Genomic DNA, 17,770 nt, shown 5'->3' with positions numbered 1-17,770 from the left:
ATGCGTCCTATTTTAGCGTAACTGAATACCTCCATGAAAAGACATCTGCTATTTGCCTTGTTGATTGCTTCAGCAGCGCACGGCCAGCCTAAACCCGCTGCGGGTGATCGCAGCCCGGCCTCGTACTCGACCAGCTATCAACCTCCGGTTTTTGGTGATCCGCAACGCAGCGAAAAAATCAAAGCGGTCTTTCCAGCCATCGACAATCTTTTTCGTGATTATGCCGCGAAAAACCACTTCCCGGGCCTGGCCTTCGGCATTGTGGTCGATGGCAAGCTGGTGCACGCGGGTGGTTTTGGTTTTACGGATGTCGCCAAGAAAACTGCCGCAACGCCCCAATCGCTGTTCCGAATTGCGTCGATGAGCAAGAGTGTGACCACGATGGCCATTCTGAAACTACGCGATGAAGGCAAACTCCGGCTCGACGATCCGGCGTATCTCTACATCCCGGAGCTGAAAAAACTGCCGTACCTTACTTCCGATTCGCCCCTGATCACCATCCGGCATCTGATGACGCATTCGGCGGGTTTTCCCGAGGACAACCCGTGGGGTGACCGGCAACTGGACGACAGTCCGGCGGACCTGATCAAGCTGATCGAGGGTGGTTTGTCATTGTCCAACGTACCGGGTGTTACGTATGAATACAGCAATCTGGCGTTTGCGATGCTGGGTGCCATTATCAGTAAAATTTCAGGAAAACCGTATCAGCAGTACATCGATGAAGCGATTTTTAAACCGCTGGGCATGACTCACACGGTTTGGGAATACACCAAAGTGCCTACCAACCAACTGGCGCACGGCTACCGCTGGCAGGAAAATAACTGGCTGGAAGAACCCCTGCTGCACGACGGGTCCTACGGTGCGATGGGTGGTTTGCTTACTTCCATCGAAGATTTCAGTAAATATATGGCGTTACACGAATTGGCCTGGCCACCCCAAAGTGGGGCCGAAACCGGGCCTATCAAACGAAGTTCCGTGCGGGAAATGCAGCAACCGTGGACGTTTAATAACCTGGCCGGTACCTTCAGGTATCCCAGCGGTCGCGCGTGTCCGATGGTAAGCAGCTACGGATATGGGTTGCGCTGGAGCCGCGATTGCGAAGGACGCGTCTACGTTGGTCATACGGGCGGTTTGCCCGGTTTTGGCAGTCAGTGGTGGATTATGCCGGAATACGGCATCGGCGTTGTGGCCAACGGCAACCTGACGTATGCCGGAATGGGCGCGGTCAACTGGGCGGTTCTGGACACGCTGATCACAACGGCTGGATTAAAACCGAGGATGATGCCGGTTTCTAAAATCCTGGCGCAGCGGAAAGCCGAGATTGTTCAATTGCTCCCCGACTGGATGAATGCCCCCGAGAGCAAAATTTTTGCGGAGAACTTCTTCCCGGATAAATCCCTGGCGATTCGACGAAAAGTGGTTCAGGATTTGTACGCCAAAGTCGGAAAAACCGTTCGGGTCGGCGAATTAATTGCGGAAAATCAACTGCGGGGGCGCTTTTTGATCGAAGCCGAAAAGGCCAATATTGAGGTATTTTTCACGCTTACACCCGAAAACCCGGCCCTGATTCAGCAACTGGACTTTAAAGAAATAAACAAATAAACAATCTCGTATAACATCCGGTTTCCATCATTTAAATCCAGCCATTTCCAGACAATTCATCCAGCACGTTGGTTCCTATGAGCAAAGAGGGTCGGAATTCTTCCGAAAATTCCCCAAAACAACGGGTCTTGTTAATAGGCCCACCCGTCGATCCACGGCTTCAACGGCTACTGACAAAAACTTATTTAACCGAAACGGCTTCGGACGCGGCACTTGCGCTGCGGCAAATCAGTCAAAACCGCCCTGATCTCATCATCAGCACAACCAGTCTGCCGGTTTTGAATGGATTTTCATTGATAAAACTCCTGAAAAGTGATGTAGCTACGGCCCGAATTCCGTTAATCGTGTTAGCGGACCGGGAAGAACCGGCGCAGAATGACGACGAATCTGCTGCGGACGATTACCTGATTGGGTCGTTTCCGGCTCAGGAATTGATTACCAGAATCCGGATTCAGTTGGCCATTGCCCAAACGCGCAGCCGAACCGAAGCGCATGTACGCGACGTGCTCAATCAAGCTCCGGTGGGCATCGCGGTATTGATGGGTCGTCAGTTTGTATTTGAAACAGCGAATGTCAACTACCTCGGTCTCATTGCCAAAAACCATGGGGATGTGATCGGCAAGCCCATTCTGGAGGCTTTACCGGAGTTAAAAAACCAGCGTATTTTTGAATTACTGACCCGGGTTTTTGAAACCGGTGAGCCCTTTTTCGGAAACGAATACCCGGTAATTTTACACCGGCACGGAAAGGACGAAACCGTTTATTTCAATTTCGTTTACCAGCCGCTGCAGGCAGAAAATAATGTCATCAATGGCGTCGTGGTGGTCGCCAGTGATGTCACAAATCTGGTAAAGTCCAAACACGCCCTTCAGGAAAGTGAACGCCAGTTTCGAAACCTGGTCATCCAGTCGCCTATTCCGATGACAATTTTCCGGGGGCCGGAATACATCATTGAAATTGCCAATGATGTTCTGCTGAAAACGATGTGGAAACGGCCACTTTCCGAAGTTCAGGGAAAGCGGTTATTGGATTTATTCCCTGAACTGAACAACCAGCAGTTTCCGGCGCTCCTGGCGAATGTTCTCAAAACCGGTATTCCATACACCGAAAAAGAAGCGCTGGCTTACGTCAATTCGCCGGAAGGGATGGGCAAATATTATCTCGACTTTGAATACGCCCCTTTGTTCGACACCAATAATAACGTTTCCGGTATTATAGTGACAGTCAACGATGTGACAGAGAAAGTAGAAGCACGATTGTCGATTTTTGAAGCCGAGCAACGGTTGCGTCTGGCCATCGAAGCTGCGGATATCGGGACTTACGACTGGGACATGACGACGGGTGAATTCCAGTATTCCGAACGGCTGGCCACCATTTTCGGATTTTCGACGGATCGATTTCATGAACAAAAAGAATTTAGCAGCGCCATTCATCCAGATTTTGTTTCGATTCGGGCCAAAGCATTTGAGGAAGCCCTTAAATCAGGCCGGCTTTTTTATGAAGCCCGGCTGGCCCGCCCCGACAATGTCATTCAGTGGGTTCGGTTTGCGGGGAAAATAATCAGAGATCAAAATCAAAAAAAACGGCGATTGCTGGGGACGGCGCTCGATATTACCCAACAGGTTGAAGCCCGGAAGAATCTGGAGGAAGTAGCTGAGGAATTGGAAAAACGAGTGGTGGAACGCACAATCCAGCTCCAGAATACCAACCATGAACTGGTACGGACCAATCACGAACTGGAGCAGTTTGCGTATATCGCCAGCCACGATTTACAGGAACCATTGCGCAAAATTCAGACATTTATTGAATTACTCCAGGATCAAAGTCATGATGCCGAATCTACCCGGACGCTGTTGATGAAGATCAGTTCGTCGGCGCAGCGCATGTCGGCCCTAATCAAAGATGTGCTGAATTATTCCCGCCTTCCCAAAACCGATGATCAATTTACGGCCACTGATTTAAACCTGATTTTGGCCAATGTTAAAACGGATTTTGAATTATTAATCGAGCAAAAACGAGCGGTCATTACCCACGATGTATTACCAACCATCACGGCCATTCCGCTGCAATTGAATCAATTGTTTTCAAATCTGATCGGCAATTCGCTCAAGTTTTCCGAAAAGACGCCCGAAATTCATATTTCAGCAACCCTGGTGCCGATTGAATCGTCCCGTAGTATTCCTCATCTTTTACCTGATCGAACGTATTTAAAACTCAATTTTAAAGACAACGGTATCGGTTTTGAGCAGCAATATGCTGAGCAGATCTTCACCATTTTCCACCGTCTGAACGGACGTAAATCTTATACCGGAACCGGAATTGGACTGGCCCTTTGTAAAAAGATTGTCGAAAACCATAAAGGAAATATCTTTGCCGAAAGCACACCTGATAAAGGAGCTTCGTTTACTATTTATTTGCCCATGTGAGCTTTGATTTTCGGTATCCAGTTTTCGGAGTGATTATGACGGCGAAATGCTTCAGGTGTCACTGAATTCGACGATCCGAAACCGCAGACCAACTACCGACCACCGTAAAATATCCGTAACCTATGCCTCATTTTATCAAAGCTCTTGCCTTGATGCTGCTTTGTTTTAGCTCGGGAGTTCAGGCACAAAACCGCAAACCGGCCTTCAGGGTGATTGCTTTCTTTACCGCAAAGAATGACAAAGCGCACATTAGCTTTGTGCGGGAAGCCAACCAATGGTTTCCTCAAATGGCCGCCAAGTATCGTTTCCAATTTGATTCTACCTCAAACTGGAACAACCTGAACACTAAATTTCTTTCTGATTATCAGGTAGTTATTTTTTTCGACACCCGGCCTGAAGCGCCGGAGCAACGGGCGGCTTTTCAGAAATACATGGAAAATGGCGGTGGCTGGATGGGATTTCATTTTGCGGCTTTTGCCCTCACGCCCTCGGCCTATCCGCAGAACTGGGACTGGTACCACAATGAATTCGTCGGCGCGGGCTCGTATAAAAGCAATACCTGGCGACCGACCCCGGCGGTTTTACGGGTGGAAGATCGCAACCATCCGGCAACTAAAAAATTGCCCCAAACATTTAAGTCAGCACCCAATGAATGGTATCGCTGGACCAACGATTTAACGGCCAATCCGGATATAAAAATTCTCCTTTCCATCGATTCGACCAGCTTTCCGTTGGGCACGGGCCCCAAACCGCACGAAATCTGGCACAGTGGGTATTATCCCGTGGTCTGGACCCATAAAAAATACCGGATGATCTATTTAAACATGGGTCATAATGACATGGATTACGAAAATAAAACCAACAAAGAACTGTCGTCTTCGTTTAGTAGTACTGAGCAGAACAGGCTCATCATTGACGCTTTATTGTGGCTGGGAAGTGGCAAAAAATAGCTCGCCAAACAAAACCGTTTCCTAAAATGTAGTGGTGCCATTGGGTGGACTTCGTTAAATTCGTCTGACAACAGCTTAGCTAATGGCACATAAAGGAAAAGAAATCCGCAATCCGAAAACCGGGCAGGTTATTCAGTTTGTAAAAACCAAAGCCGATACCCGCGGCCGGTACCTGGAATTAATTTCTACCTACGAAGCTCATTCCAAAGAGCCGGTGCCGCATTATCATCCGAATCAGGACGAATATTTTGAGGTCTTACAAGGTGAATTAACGATTCGCTTAAATGGCCGTTTAAAAATCCTTCAACCGGGGGATAAACTCCATATTGAACGAAATCGTGTCCATTCCATGTGGAATGCCAGTGACGATAAAACCGTCGTTTCCTGGAAAACCGTTCCGGCCATGGATACGGAATATTTACTGGAACTGAACACCGGTCTCGCCAATGACGACAAGACCAATGCAGAAGGCATACCGGATCTGTTACAGGTGGCGCTGATGATGAATCATTATGACCACGTTTTCCGGGTTGCCAAACCGCCCTTTGTTGTTCAGAAACTGGTTTTTGGAATGCTGACTCCGCTTGCCTGGCTACTCGGTTACAAGCCGTATTATAAAAAGTATATTGATTAACCCAGTCCGCGCCGGAACGTATCGATGGTCCGGCGCGGACTGGGTGATCTTACCATTACACCAGCGTTACTGTTTCCAGTAGCTGATTGATATAGGCGGTTTCGTCGGCGGTAAGCGTTACATCCATGGCTTTGGCATTCTGAACGGCCTGTTCGGCATTTCGGGCGCCCACCAGCGCCACCGTGATGGCGGGCCGATCGATGGTCCAGCGGATAACCAATTGACTCATTGTCACCTGTTTCTGATCGGCAAGGGCGTTGAGCTGGTCCAGCATGGGCCAAACCCGGTCAATATTTCCGTCTTTAAACGCTTTGTAATTCACCCGGTGATCGCCTTCGGCAAACTGATGCCCCGGCCTGATTTTCCCGGCGAGCAAACCACGTTCCAACGGGCTGTAAGCCACAATCGATTTGTTTGTTTCCAGGCAATAGGGCACCAGTTCGGCTTCAATATCCCGCTTAACCATGCTGTAGGAAACCTGATTCGAGACCAATTTCAACGTTCGTTCCGCTTCTTTCATCTGCTCGACATTGTAGTTGGAAACGCCCGCTTCCCGAACTTTTCCCTGTTCAATCAATCGGCTCACGGCTTCCATCGTCTCCGAAATCGGGGTGGTAACATCCGGCCAGTGGATCTGATACAGATCAATGTAATCCGTTCCCAGCCGTTCCAGGCTGTCTTCGCATTCTTTAATGATACTTTCTTTCGACGCAAATTTATAGACATCAATCGGCGTTCCGTGGTTGTCTCTGGTATGAAAAGCCAGCGTTCCTTTTGCCAGATTCCAGCGCATGCCGTATTTGGTCAGAATCTGAACCTGGTCGCGCGGAATGCCCCTGATGGCTTCGCCGACGATTTCTTCGCTGGTCCCCTGGCCATAAACCGGTGCCGTGTCGATGGTGGTTACGCCGAGGTCAAACGACGCTTTGATGGCTTCAACAGCGTCTTTCCGCTCCGTTCCACCCCACATCCAGCCACCGACGGCCCAGGCTCCGAAGGCAATTGCCGAAACCGTCAGGTCCGACTCACCCAATTTCCGATATTCCATTCGTTTTAATCCGTAAGGTTAGTTCGTTCATCCTAACCTTAAAAGCAGTCCGGATTATGAATTTACTTGGAATCGCTGAACCCGGCTTTCCGACCATTTCACCTGCCGATCGGCTTCCTGCAAGTCCACAAAGCGGTAATCCGTCAGCAAATGCCTCAGTTTTTCCCAGCATCCACTCAGGCCGTAATAGGATTTAAATTGCCGCAACCGGCTGAGGCCCGGCACCATCGGCTGTTGGGGATCGAAGTCGCGGGGATGAAAATACGTCATGACATACGGCGATTGGCGCATAAAATTCTGGATGACGGCATACGGCAATAACCGAAAATAACCGCCCCCCGAAAAAATCAGGTCCTGGCCCAGCAAATTGACCGTGTTGATCGGAAACTCTTTTAACATCGCCCCGTCCACGTCGATGTAACACGGTTTTGCAATCCCGAAAGACGAATCGCCACCGTGGGCCCGGCGCGCGGGGAACATCGAACAATCGATCTCGATTCCCAACTCCATCAGCAACGGAAAAATCCAGCGATTTTGCTCCTTGACCGAAAAACCGGGTGCCCGGTAGTAACTCACTTTTTTACCGGTAACATCCTGAAGCGACTTGATCGAACGGTCCAGGTCGGTGCGGCATTCATGGGGAGATTGCTCGTAAACCAACTGGTGGAGGTCCGAATGCGTTGCCACTTCATATCCGGCCGCATCGATCCGGCGAATAACGTCGGGGTATTTTCGAGCCACCCAGCCGAGGCAAAAAAAAGTAGCCCGCGAATTGGTTTCTTCCAATAGCTGAAAAATCCGGTCCACATTGCGGTGAAGCCGGCATTCATATTGACACCAGTCCTGCTCGGTCTTGGTGGAGGGGTTGTCGAGCAAGTGAAACCACTCCTCGATGTCGAAAGTTAAAATATTCATCGCTCAGTAAAAGGTTTTGCCAGCGGCCAGAAATGCATTTACATCCTCGCGCGTCGGGAATGAGAAATAGGTCATTTGAGATGCATCATTTTCAATCAGCTCGTACGTTCCGGCATGAATTTTCTCCACGCTTTCAACAATCGCATCCATGCCCAATTGCTTGGTATATTTGATCAGACCGGCCTGCGAGCGGTTGCCGATTTCTACTTTTTTCTGCACCAGAATTGGCCCGCTGTCAATGCCTTCATCGACGAAAAAAACCGAAACCCCGGTGTATTTTTCGTCGTTTTTCATTACCCAGAAAGAGGGCATTAATCCCCGGTATTTGGGCAGCAAGGCGGTGTGCAGGTTCAGGCAGCCTTTCGGTGCGAGATCGATGAGCGGTCGTTTAAAAATTTGATTTCCAGCGATGGAGATGAGCAAATCCGGCTGGTAGGCGGCTATTTTCTGGAGACTTTCCGGACGGTTGATGTTTCCTTCCAGATGAATCAACGGCACGCCATGTTTTTTCAGCACGTACCTGACGCTATTTTGTCGACGTAGTTTGGAGAGAATGAACTTCAGGCCGTAGCGCAGAAAAAAGGGGCCGCCAAAAATGGAGTACGTTTTTCGGGCTTTTTGGGTAAACGTTTCCCGTTTGCCAAATGGGGATACATCCGCCACCACCGTTCCAACCACCTGGGCAAATGGCGGTAACTTTTTCAGAAGATAGTCAAGATTTCGGGCTAAATAAAAGGGATCGTCCTGCGTAATTAAAACTATCTTCATAGGATGATTTGAATTTCATTGTCTTCAATATTAACAATAAAATCAAATCATTATACAATTTTAGCAATCTAATTTTTCACTTCGTCCCTGCAGTCCCCCGGTGTGAATGGCAACAACCTTTGTGTCTGATAAAAAAACGCCTTTTCTGGCCAAATCAAAGATCCCAAACAGCATTTTGCCGGTATAAACCTGTTCGAGTCGTACCTGATTTTTTTTTTCAAAATCACGGATAAAGGCAATTAATGCGGGCGTTGTTTTGGCATATCCGCCAAAATGGTACTCCGTCAGTACCTGTGCCCTTGAATTGGGTTCGGAATTGTAGCCTTTTAGTGAAGAAAAGCCCAGGATTTTTACACCGGGCGGGGCGGTTTTTTCCAGGCCAGCCAACGTTCCTCCGGTTCCGACCGGGCAGCAAACGAAGTCTGGTATTTCCCCTTCCAACTGAGTTAAAATTTCCGGAATTATCTCCGCAGTCCCCCGAATGGCCAGTTCGTTCGTTCCTCCTTCCGGAAGTTCGTAAAACGTGCCAAACCGTTGCCGGATGTCCTGCTGAAAAACCGCATCTGAGCGGTTTCTGAATTGCTGGCGCGTCACAAAATGGAGATGCATTCCCTGCGCCCGGGCGAACGCCAGGGTCGGATTATCGCGCTCCCGGTGGTCTTCTCCCCGAATAATCCCGATGGTGGAAAAACCGTATTCGGAACCGGCAGCCGCGACGGCATATATGTGATTGGAGTAGGCTCCGCCGTAGGTCAGCAGGGTCTGGTAGCCTAATCGCCGAGCTTCAGCGAGATTGTACTTGAGCTTACGCCACTTGTTGCCCGAAATGGTTGGATGCAGTTCGTCATCCCGCTTCAGATAGAGCTGAAGCGGAACCGGTTCCGGAAACGGGTCAGGCAAGTAGTGGAGCCGGGAAAAATCAGAAATCACCGGCCAATCCTTCACGATCCGTTATTTTCCGTCCGCCTGCTTTTTGGCAAAAACCGAACCTGCATAGCCGTTGTACCCGTTGATGGTGTAGCGAAGCACCAGGGTTTCGTCAATCAGTTCACCTTCTCCCGAAATGGTGTACTGATCGCCCAGGTAATTGATAAAAGCCTGATCTTCAATGAGAAGATTTACGCCTGAGGATTTGGCCTCAATTGGGGTTTTGACCAGATTCGCCAGATTTTCGACCAGAAAAGTATTGGGTTTTTCGGTGCTTTTACGCAGCGTCAGCAGGTAGTTATCTTTCGGATTGGCTTCCTGGACGGTGAATACGCCATCGAATACGGTTTCAGGCATTACGACCGGATCCGGCGTTTTACAACTGCTCAGACTGAAAAGAACAGCCGGCAAAAACAATGCAATTTTCAAACAGGCAGCCCGGAAAGGCCCCATTTTGTGTGGATTAGAATTCTTCATGTAAAGTCAGGTTGTACTACACTGATTCTATTTTGATTACACAAAAGTAATAAGGTCACATGATATTTTAACAAAAACCAGTGACCGTTCGCTAAAACGTGTGATTCTTGGTATTTTTGTAAGATGTTACCACCTGAAACGAAGGCTCAGCAGGACGTAGAACCGGGTTATGCTGATCCGGATGAGGACGAGCTTTACGAACATTACCGCGTTGTGGTCGACCCCGGCCAGAACCTGATGCGTATTGACCGGTTTTTGACCGAACGATTGCCCAATGCCACCCGGACGAAGGTGCAGAATGCGATCGATACGGAATCTGTGAAAGTCAACGGAAAAAGCATCAAGGCGAGTTACAAAATCAAACCGCAGGATGTCATTACGGTTTCGCTGCCCCATCCACCCCGCGACACGGATATTTTACCGGAAAATATTCCGCTGAACATCGTGTATGAAGATGACGAAGTGCTCGTGTTGAATAAACCGGCGGGCATGGTGGTTCATCCGGCCTACAGCAACTGGACCGGCACGCTGGTCAACGCCCTGGTTTACCATTTTCAAAACCTGCCCACTTCACGCAACGGCAGCATTCGCCCCGGCTTGGTTCATCGCATCGACAAGGACACTTCGGGTTTGATGGTTATTGCCAAAACGGAATATGCGATGGCGCACCTTGGCCGGCAGTTTTTCGAACACACCATCGAGCGAACGTACAACGCCATTGCCTGGGGCGAATTGAAAGACGAAGCGGGGACGGTTTCCGGGAACATCGGACGAAGCCTCCGCGACCGGAAAGTTCAGGCAGTTTTTCCCGATGGTAGCCAGGGAAAACACGCCGTTACGCATTACAAAGTATTGAAATCGTTGCATTACGTGTCGCTGATCGAATGCAAACTGGAAACCGGTCGGACCCACCAGATTCGGGTCCACATGCAATACCTTGGTCATCCGCTTTTCAGCGATGCCACGTATGGCGGTGACCGTATTCTGCGCGGCAACGCCAACGGTTCCTATAAATCATTTGTCCAGAATTGTTTTGAACTGATGCCCCGGCAGGCTTTGCACGCCAAATCGCTGGGATTTGAACACCCCCGAACGCATGAATGGCTCCAGTTCGACTCCGCATGGCCGGACGATTTCAGCTCGGTTTTGGCGAAATGGGAAAGTTACCTCGAAAACCGGTGATCGGTTTACCGAATTCGGTTTATGGTTTTCAGTTCTCCGCAGATTGAGCTTGAAGAAGAACGCAACAAACCCGATGTAATAGCTCAACCGGATACCCCTACAAACCAAAAACCAAATGCCGTAAACCGAATACCTGAAAACCGTACACTTAAAAAACTGATTCCGAATGACGATCCGCAAAGGAACTCCCGCTGATGTTCCGTCCTTATTTGAACTGGTTCAGGAACTGGCCCTGTATGAAAAGGCGCCACACGAAGTCACCAACACGCCGGAGCAAATGCTGAAAGACGGTTTTGGCGATAACCCACTTTTTGGGGTGCTGGTAGCCGAAATCGAAAACAAGATTGTGGCCATGTCGTTATATTACTTCCGGTATTCGACCTGGAAAGGCAAACGCCTGTATCTGGAGGATATTATTGTCAATGAAGCTTTTCGCGGGCAGGGGTTGGGAAAAGCACTGTTTGATGCCACCATCGAGGAGGCTCACCAAACCCATTGCACCGGCATGATGTGGCAGGTACTGGACTGGAACGAACCGGCCATTCACTTTTACAAACAGTTTAATACCCGCTTCGACACGGGCTGGTGGAATTGCCATCTGGATTTTGATAAATAGCCGTAACTTCGCGCCACACCATGAAAGTGCCGGAATGCCTTTTCGGATCACTTTACTTGTTTACAATGCAATTCAACAAAAAACGAATACTGATCATCTCGGGCTGGGTGCTGCTGGGATTTCTGATTCTGGGGGCTATTGGAGCCGGTATTGCCTACAACAAACGCGAAGCACTGCTGAAAGAAGGGCTCTCCCGGGCCATTCGGAAAGCCAAACGCGACTATGATCTGAATGTTACCATTGGCAAGGCGCAATTTACCGGTTTTTCTACGGTGGCTTTTTCCAACGTCACGGTAGTACCGGAAGGACGCGACAGTCTGTTGCGGGTCGAAAAAACAGAAGTCGGTGTCAGCATCTGGCCTCTGATTTTCGGAAAAGTTGCCGTTGCCTCGCTAACGTTGCAAAATGGTCTTGCCCACGTTGTTAAACGGGATAGTACCACCAACATCGATTTTCTCCTAAAATCGCACAAGAAAGACTCGACGGCGGCAACGGAAACCACCGACAACAGTCGGAAAGTCGATCTGTCGGTTGTGGCCGAAAATCTGGTCGATAACCTGCTGGCCAAAATTCCGGCCAACATGGATGTCCGCAACCTGGAATTGCGGTTTACGGACAACGAACGGCAACTGAGCTTTCTGACTCAAACCGCCACCATCGACGATGACGAACTGACCTCGACCATTCGGGTCAACAACGGGGAGTCGGTCTGGCACCTGGTTGGAACCGTGGCCGCTTCGGATCAGGAAGCCAACGTGGCGCTCTACGCCGATGGAAAACCGCTCGAATTACCTTATCTGGAACATCGGTTTAAGCTTAAATTACAGGCCGATACCTTGCGGGCGGAGCTTCGCGATGTGGCCAGTTCAGGAGGAGAATTCAAGATTGAGGGAGCCGGAGCAGTGCGCAATCTGCGGATTAATCACCCGGCCGTTGCGCTGGGTGATGTGCTGGTTGAGAATGCCGCCATGGATGCCAATTTGTTTGTCGGCGAGAATTATATCGGTATCGACAGTTCATCGACCATTTATTTGGGGAAAGCCAAAGCCCGACCGTTTATCAAATACACGGTTTCGCCGGTCAAGATATACGACGTTCAGGTTCATACCGATTCACAGGAAGCTCAGGATATATTTGATTCGTTTCCACAAGGCCTTTTTGAGTCACTGGAAGGCATGAAAGTGTCGGGGAAACTCAAATACGATGCGGTTTTGCATCTGGACAGTTCGCTGCCCGATTCGGTACAGTTCTCGTCCGGTCTGACGCCGGATCAGTTCAAGATTCTGCAATTTGGGAAAGAAGATTTCAGCCGGGTAAACAAATCGTTCGAACACGAGGTATACGAAAAAGACAAGCTGGTTCGCAAGTTTATCGTTGGTCCCGAAAATCCGGATTTTACCCCGCTGAATTCCATTTCACCCAATCTCCGCAACGCCATTCTGACGGCCGAAGATTACAACTTCTTCACCCACAACGGGTTTAACGAAAAAGCGTTTCGGGTTTCGCTGGCAACCAACTTCAAGACGAAGAAATTCAAGCGCGGGGGAAGCACCATCTCAATGCAGTTTGTCAAAAATGCTTTTCTGAACCGCAACAAAACGCTTTCCCGCAAAGCTGAAGAGATTCTGATCGTCTGGTTAATTGAAAATCAGCACATTATCAGCAAAGAACGGATGTATGAGATCTACCTCAACTTCATCGAGTGGGGTCGGAATATCTACGGCATCGGCGAGGCATCCCGGTATTACTTCGCGAAAAGTCCCTCCAACCTTGACATTGGCGAAAGTATTCTATTGTCGTACGTCGTGCCATCGCCGAAGGCTACGCTGAGCCGGTTTTATCCGGATGGTTCGGTCAAGACCTATCTTCGGGGTTATTTCAAATTGATTGGGCGAATCATGGCTTCCCGGGGGCTAACACCTTATGATACAACCGCATACGGTTTTTACGGAGTTCGTTTGCGCGAAGGATTGCGTCAGGAAATCGCACCGGCCGACTCCATCGAGATCGACTCGTTGATGATGCCGGATGAAGAAACGGAAGAAAGCGCCAATGGCGTCGGTGATTTTTTCCGGCGGGTATTAGGCCGTGACCGCGAAGAACCGGAGGTGGTGAATCCTGAACAGGAAGCAGCCAAAGGAAAAGGAGAAGTTGCACCGACGGATTCTGTTCCCAAATCGCGTCGGCAACTCCGTAAAGAACGTCGGGAACAACGTCGCCGGGAAAAAGAGGAACAGGAAAAACAGGAGAACTGACTATGATTACGGTGATGGACTATGATTACAGTGATTGAAATGATTATGAGATCAGATCAATCATCATTACATCATTTAAAATCACCGCAATCATAGTCATTGTAAGAGGTCCGGGCGACGCTGTTTTGTCCGTTCCAGGGCCTTTTCAAACCGCCACTCATTGATTTTGGCTTCGTGGCCCGACAACAGCACCTCTGGCACGGCATGGCCTTCGAATTCGGCAGGGCGGGTATAAACCGGAGGAGCTAATAAATCGTCCTGAAAGGAATCCGTCAGCGCCGAGGTTTCGTCGTTCAACACACCGGGCAACAGGCGGATGATGGCATCGGAAATGACCGCAGCGGGGAGTTCACCCCCGGATAATACGTAGTCGCCCACACTGATTTCCTTCGTAATAAACAATTCCCGCACCCGCTCATCGACGCCCTTATAATGACCACACAGAATGATCAGGTTTTGGGTTAATGACAACCGGTTAGCGGTGCGTTGGTCAAACCGCTCGCCGTCGGGCGTTACGTAGATGACCTCATCATAGGTGCGTTCGGCCTGTAAAGCCCGGATACAGCGGGCGATCGGCTCGATAGACATCACCATCCCAGCTCCCCCACCAAAAGCGTAATCATCGACCCGGCGGTGTTTGTCGAGCGTGAAATCGCGCAGGTCGTGAATAACGACCTCCACAAAACCGCCCTGTTGTGCCCGCTGCAAAATGGAATGGGCGAAGAAACTATCCAGTAATCGGGGCAGGCAGGTTAAAATATCAATCCTCATCGAGCATCGCTTCTTCGTCATCTTCGGCGGTTTTCTTCCCGGTTTTCGCCGAAGGTTCTTCCAGATAAATATCGACCAGGCCGTCTGGCAGCCGGACATGCAGAATTTTTTGGACTTTATCTGCCGATGGCGTCAGTTCATCATTCACCGGAATCAGCACTTCCTTTCCCTGGTAATCCATCGAAATCAGATTCTGGGGGGCCACATTGTACACCGTACGAACCGTTCCCAAATCGCCCAGTTTTTCGTCGCGAACCCGATAACCGACAATTTCGTGGAAATAAAACTGTCCATCTTCCAGTTCATCGAGGTTATCGAGCGGTAGAAACAAATCACAATTGACCAGTTTCTGAGCTTCCTCAATCGTTTCGACGCCTTCCAGCGCGACAATTCCCCGGTTGCGGTTAACCGAAATCGATTCGATAAAATACGGCACCAGATCGCCCTTTATTTCGATCAGTACCGAATCCATTTCGGCGTAAATTTCCGGCATATCGACATCCAGGAAAAATACCAACTCCCCCCGTACGCCATGCGTTTTAGTGATTTTCCCTAATTGAAAACAATCGTCCTTGGTCACGATTTATGCTATTTTATCCCCGAAAAAATCAGAAGAGGTCTGTATAAAACAACAACTGACAGAAACCTATTTCAAGAAACAGACTTCCATCAGTTGTCGGGAAACGTACAAACGGACCGGGCCCTGCTGGCTTCCATCCGTACTGCACTCAAATCTTACACGAACTTTCGAAAGACGGTTGCCGTTTCGATTCCGTCCGTGGGTACGAAACTAAGCCTGAGCTTCGCCTTCTTCAGCGGCTGGCGCTTCAGCAGCGGGTTCTTCGGCGGCCGGAGCCTCAGCAACGGGTTCTTCAACCACGTTTTTCTTGGCAATAGCCGCAGCACGGGTTTCGCTAACTTTCCGCTCAGCTTCCAGACGAGCCTGTTTGGCATCGGCTTTTGCCTGCGTTTTCGAGTCGACACTGCCCTGCTTACGATCCTCTTTTCCTTGCTTCCAGTCTTCGAACTTGGCATCCGCCTGTTCCTGAGAGATGGCGCCTTTAATGACCCCAACCTGGAGGTGTTTTTTCAACATGACACCTTCGTGCGACAAAATCGAACGAGCCGTGTCCGTCGGTTGTGCTCCCTTTAACAGCCAGTCGACCGCCCGGTCGCTTTTCAAAACAACGGTGGTTGGGTCTGTGTTCGGGTTATACGAACCGATTTTTTCAATAAAGCTACCATCCCGTGGTGCTCTGGCATCGGCAATTACGATGTCGTAAATAGCCAGTTTTTTGCGTCCCCGACGCGATAAACGGATTTTAACTGCCATTTTATTGGTTTTTGTGATTGGGAGAAACCACCTGACAATGCTGCGGTTGGTCGTCCTCCGGTAGAATTAGGGGGCAAAGGTACGTATTTTTGTTGACAATTGTACCGGTTTTTCCTGACAATGTTTTTGTCTAAATGGCCCACTGCCAACATAACTAAAAGGCTAAAAAAGCAAAACCCCGGCTCAGGTCGGGGTTTTGCTTTTTTAGCCTTTAGGGGTTATTACCTCGGTTCTTTCGGATCAAACCGCTGACCCGATTGGTAGTTGGAACGGAGCATGTTCATGGGAACAATCTTGATTTCGACGCGCCGGTTTCGCTGGAGGTTGTCTCCGGTAGTGTTCGGCGCAATGGGTCGATATTCCCCGTAGTACTCGACCGTGACCCGACTCGGATCGGTCAGACCAGCGCGGGTCAGGAACCGCTTGGCGGCATCAACACGGCGTTTCGATAATTGAACGTTATAACCATAAGAAGCCCGGTAATCGGTGTGTCCAACGAGGATGATACCACAATTGGTCTTTACATTCAGCAGTTCGATCACTTTCTTCATGATGTCCTGCGATGCCGGACGAATTGTGGCTTTATCCGTATCAAATTCGATATTTCCGAATAACGCTTCACATTCCGGGGCAAATTTACCGCGCAGAATCGAGCTGATGATACTATCGAGGTTCATGGCTACACCAGCACCTGAAACAATGCTACCGGCAGGTGTTGCGGGTTCTTTGTCAAACAAATCGGCAACGCCGTCATTATCCGTATCCGTGTACAAACGGGGATCGACCGGTTTCGGCATATTCGCTTTGGCAATCGAATCCGCATCGTTCATTGTTGGGTTGTACGGCTCCTTCAACAGATTTTTCGGATCAGCCCAGCGCAGGTGATACCGTCCTTTGGCAGGATCGTAAACGCCGTCTTTACCAACGCGAACCGCATCTTTACCAATTTTGTAGGTCAACGATAAACCCAGGCCAGCCCATTTGTCCAGACCGGAATCACCGCGTCTCCACCCGTAAACATTCCCCGCTTTTGAGTTGTCAACTCCACCCACTGTCATATCCAGTTTTTCGGTATTGACCATATACAGTGTTGCATCGAGGCCAATGTCGAGCCGGGAGGTCAATTCATAATGCAGAGCCGATCCGATCGGGAAAACGAATTCGCGGGTGTAGACCGAGCCGTCTCCCTCCCATTTTCCCTGCGTAACGGAACTATAATCACGACGGTCGTTACTGTACCGGATCATTTGTCCGGTCGTCAGGTCATACACCCGGGTATCGAACCACATCAAACCTGCTCCGGCGTGGATATCCCACTTCCACCGTTTCAGTTTTTTGGTGCCGAACAGCAACGACTTCATATTTACGTTGGCATTCAACGTTCCCTGAAGGAAGTTTGACCGAAACGAAGCGTTATAGAGCGCCTGTTTCGAGCCCCGCAATGACCCAACGTGAAAATCGGCCGACGCCCCGAACAGGTGGCTCAGTTGTTTGTTGATCGAGACTCCGAGTGCCCCGGTCATTTTGGTGCTGGGGCCTTTTTCAGGAAATGCCTTGTAAAAACCGTAATTATCCAGGTCGCCAAAGAAACGGGTAATCGCGGGTGTGACGGTCACTGACCAGGTATTCATTTTGTAATCGCCCTCGTAGGAACGGCTACGAGTGGACCCTCCGGTGGAGGAACGGTTGGTGGTGTCAGTTTGGGCATACCCGACAGCCTGCGTTAGTAACAGAAGCGTCAGAGAAGCGAAAATGGAAATTTTCTTCATGAGAACTCAGGTTTAATTCATAAGCCTTTAACGTAGAACAATCGCACGGCAAACCGGCGCTACGGCGGACCGTTTAAAACTACTTTTTTTACGACAT

General features: G+C 49.6%; 16 protein-coding genes. 7 read left to right on the top strand and 9 right to left on the bottom strand.

Features of this window, described 5'->3' with window-relative positions; translation table 11 throughout:
• Positions 1-33 precede the first annotated feature (33 nt).
• The 4 genes from EHT25_RS02090 to EHT25_RS02075 all read left to right on the top strand — a co-directional run bounded on the left by EHT25_RS02090 (position 34) and on the right by EHT25_RS02075 (position 5,612).
• The gene (locus EHT25_RS02090) at positions 34-1,602 is read left to right on the top strand and encodes a serine hydrolase domain-containing protein (RefSeq protein ID WP_124869913.1); all 1,569 of its coding nucleotides are present in this window, start codon (positions 34-36) and stop codon (positions 1,600-1,602) included.
• 77 nt (positions 1,603-1,679) lie between these two features.
• On the top strand, positions 1,680-4,028 hold the full coding sequence (locus EHT25_RS02085) for a PAS domain-containing protein (RefSeq protein WP_124869911.1): 2,349 nt from the start codon (positions 1,680-1,682) through the stop codon (positions 4,026-4,028).
• A gap of 122 nt (positions 4,029-4,150) precedes the next feature.
• On the top strand, positions 4,151-4,978 hold the full coding sequence (locus tag EHT25_RS02080; RefSeq protein WP_124869908.1) for a ThuA domain-containing protein: 828 nt from the start codon (positions 4,151-4,153) through the stop codon (positions 4,976-4,978).
• Between the two features lie 82 nt (positions 4,979-5,060).
• Positions 5,061-5,612 (top strand): cupin domain-containing protein, encoded by a 552-nt coding sequence (locus EHT25_RS02075; RefSeq protein ID WP_124869905.1) that lies wholly within the window; start codon positions 5,061-5,063, stop codon positions 5,610-5,612.
• Positions 5,613-5,667: 55 nt separating this feature from the next.
• Here EHT25_RS02075 and EHT25_RS02070 read toward each other — a convergent pair whose 3' ends face one another.
• From EHT25_RS02070 to EHT25_RS02050, 5 genes are read right to left on the bottom strand one after another with little or no spacing between them, the layout of a single operon-like run.
• A complete protein-coding gene (locus tag EHT25_RS02070) occupies positions 5,668-6,660 on the bottom strand; it encodes an aldo/keto reductase (protein WP_124869902.1) in 993 nt (330 codons plus the stop codon).
• A 54-nt stretch (positions 6,661-6,714) separates the two neighbouring features.
• Complete coding sequence (locus tag EHT25_RS02065) at positions 6,715-7,575, bottom strand: polysaccharide deacetylase family protein (protein WP_124869899.1); 861 nt, start codon at positions 7,573-7,575, stop codon at positions 6,715-6,717.
• 3 nt (positions 7,576-7,578) lie between these two features.
• On the bottom strand, positions 7,579-8,343 hold the full coding sequence (locus EHT25_RS02060) for a methionyl-tRNA formyltransferase (protein ID WP_124869895.1): 765 nt from the start codon (positions 8,341-8,343) through the stop codon (positions 7,579-7,581).
• Positions 8,344-8,403: 60 nt separating this feature from the next.
• A complete protein-coding gene (locus tag EHT25_RS02055) occupies positions 8,404-9,288 on the bottom strand; it encodes a 1-aminocyclopropane-1-carboxylate deaminase/D-cysteine desulfhydrase (RefSeq protein WP_229311407.1) in 885 nt (294 codons plus the stop codon).
• A 6-nt stretch (positions 9,289-9,294) separates the two neighbouring features.
• A complete protein-coding gene (locus EHT25_RS02050; protein ID WP_124869889.1) occupies positions 9,295-9,747 on the bottom strand; it encodes a hypothetical protein in 453 nt (150 codons plus the stop codon).
• 123 nt (positions 9,748-9,870) lie between these two features.
• Here EHT25_RS02050 and EHT25_RS02045 point away from each other — a divergent pair, with 123 nt between their 5' ends.
• The 3 genes from EHT25_RS02045 to EHT25_RS02035 all read left to right on the top strand — a co-directional run bounded on the left by EHT25_RS02045 (position 9,871) and on the right by EHT25_RS02035 (position 13,800).
• Positions 9,871-10,929 carry an RluA family pseudouridine synthase gene (locus EHT25_RS02045; RefSeq protein ID WP_124869886.1) on the top strand — a complete coding sequence of 353 codons (1,059 nt, stop codon included), beginning with the start codon at positions 9,871-9,873 and terminating at the stop codon, positions 10,927-10,929.
• Between the two features lie 166 nt (positions 10,930-11,095).
• On the top strand, positions 11,096-11,545 hold the full coding sequence (locus tag EHT25_RS02040; protein WP_124869883.1) for a GNAT family N-acetyltransferase: 450 nt from the start codon (positions 11,096-11,098) through the stop codon (positions 11,543-11,545).
• A 65-nt stretch (positions 11,546-11,610) separates the two neighbouring features.
• On the top strand, positions 11,611-13,800 hold the full coding sequence (locus EHT25_RS02035) for a transglycosylase domain-containing protein (RefSeq protein WP_124869881.1): 2,190 nt from the start codon (positions 11,611-11,613) through the stop codon (positions 13,798-13,800).
• 96 nt (positions 13,801-13,896) lie between these two features.
• On the opposite strand, the gene trmD is transcribed toward EHT25_RS02035, so the two are convergent.
• The 4 genes from trmD to EHT25_RS02015 form a co-directional block, all read right to left on the bottom strand.
• Positions 13,897-14,571 carry a tRNA (guanosine(37)-N1)-methyltransferase TrmD gene (gene trmD, locus EHT25_RS02030; protein WP_124873446.1) on the bottom strand — a complete coding sequence of 225 codons (675 nt, stop codon included), beginning with the start codon at positions 14,569-14,571 and terminating at the stop codon, positions 13,897-13,899.
• On the bottom strand, positions 14,561-15,151 hold the full coding sequence (gene rimM / locus EHT25_RS02025) for a ribosome maturation factor RimM (protein ID WP_124869878.1): 591 nt from the start codon (positions 15,149-15,151) through the stop codon (positions 14,561-14,563). Before rimM ends, trmD begins: the two co-directional genes overlap by 11 nt.
• Before the next feature lie 210 nt (positions 15,152-15,361).
• Positions 15,362-15,904, bottom strand: a complete 543-nt coding sequence (locus EHT25_RS02020; RefSeq protein ID WP_124869874.1) for a 30S ribosomal protein S16 — start codon at positions 15,902-15,904, stop codon at positions 15,362-15,364.
• 221 nt (positions 15,905-16,125) lie between these two features.
• Positions 16,126-17,673 (bottom strand): OmpA family protein, encoded by a 1,548-nt coding sequence (locus EHT25_RS02015; RefSeq protein ID WP_229311406.1) that lies wholly within the window; start codon positions 17,671-17,673, stop codon positions 16,126-16,128.
• Between the last annotated feature and the right edge of the window lie 97 nt (positions 17,674-17,770).

The sequence above is a fragment of the Larkinella rosea genome (assembly GCF_003858635.1).
Taxonomy (GTDB): Bacteria; Bacteroidota; Bacteroidia; order Cytophagales; family Spirosomataceae; genus Larkinella; species Larkinella rosea.
The sequence above is the reverse complement of the archived record's forward strand: the minus strand, read 5'-3'. Positions and strand labels throughout refer to the sequence as shown.

Coding starts and splice junctions, on each gene's coding strand:
- EHT25_RS02045 (WP_124869886.1), top strand. CDS start 9,871: ATGTTACCACCTGAAACGAAGGCTCAGCAGGACGTAGAACCGGGTTAT.
- EHT25_RS02080 (WP_124869908.1), top strand. CDS start 4,151: ATGCCTCATTTTATCAAAGCTCTTGCCTTGATGCTGCTTTGTTTTAGC.
- EHT25_RS02065 (WP_124869899.1), bottom strand. CDS start 7,575: ATGAATATTTTAACTTTCGACATCGAGGAGTGGTTTCACTTGCTCGAC.
- EHT25_RS02015 (WP_229311406.1), bottom strand. CDS start 17,673: ATGAAGAAAATTTCCATTTTCGCTTCTCTGACGCTTCTGTTACTAACG.
- EHT25_RS02040 (WP_124869883.1), top strand. CDS start 11,096: ATGACGATCCGCAAAGGAACTCCCGCTGATGTTCCGTCCTTATTTGAA.
- trmD (WP_124873446.1), bottom strand. CDS start 14,571: ATGAGGATTGATATTTTAACCTGCCTGCCCCGATTACTGGATAGTTTC.
- EHT25_RS02020 (WP_124869874.1), bottom strand. CDS start 15,904: ATGGCAGTTAAAATCCGTTTATCGCGTCGGGGACGCAAAAAACTGGCT.
- EHT25_RS02075 (WP_124869905.1), top strand. CDS start 5,061: ATGGCACATAAAGGAAAAGAAATCCGCAATCCGAAAACCGGGCAGGTT.
- EHT25_RS02035 (WP_124869881.1), top strand. CDS start 11,611: ATGCAATTCAACAAAAAACGAATACTGATCATCTCGGGCTGGGTGCTG.
- EHT25_RS02070 (WP_124869902.1), bottom strand. CDS start 6,660: ATGGAATATCGGAAATTGGGTGAGTCGGACCTGACGGTTTCGGCAATT.
- EHT25_RS02090 (WP_124869913.1), top strand. CDS start 34: ATGAAAAGACATCTGCTATTTGCCTTGTTGATTGCTTCAGCAGCGCAC.
- EHT25_RS02050 (WP_124869889.1), bottom strand. CDS start 9,747: ATGAAGAATTCTAATCCACACAAAATGGGGCCTTTCCGGGCTGCCTGT.
- EHT25_RS02085 (WP_124869911.1), top strand. CDS start 1,680: ATGAGCAAAGAGGGTCGGAATTCTTCCGAAAATTCCCCAAAACAACGG.
- EHT25_RS02060 (WP_124869895.1), bottom strand. CDS start 8,343: ATGAAGATAGTTTTAATTACGCAGGACGATCCCTTTTATTTAGCCCGA.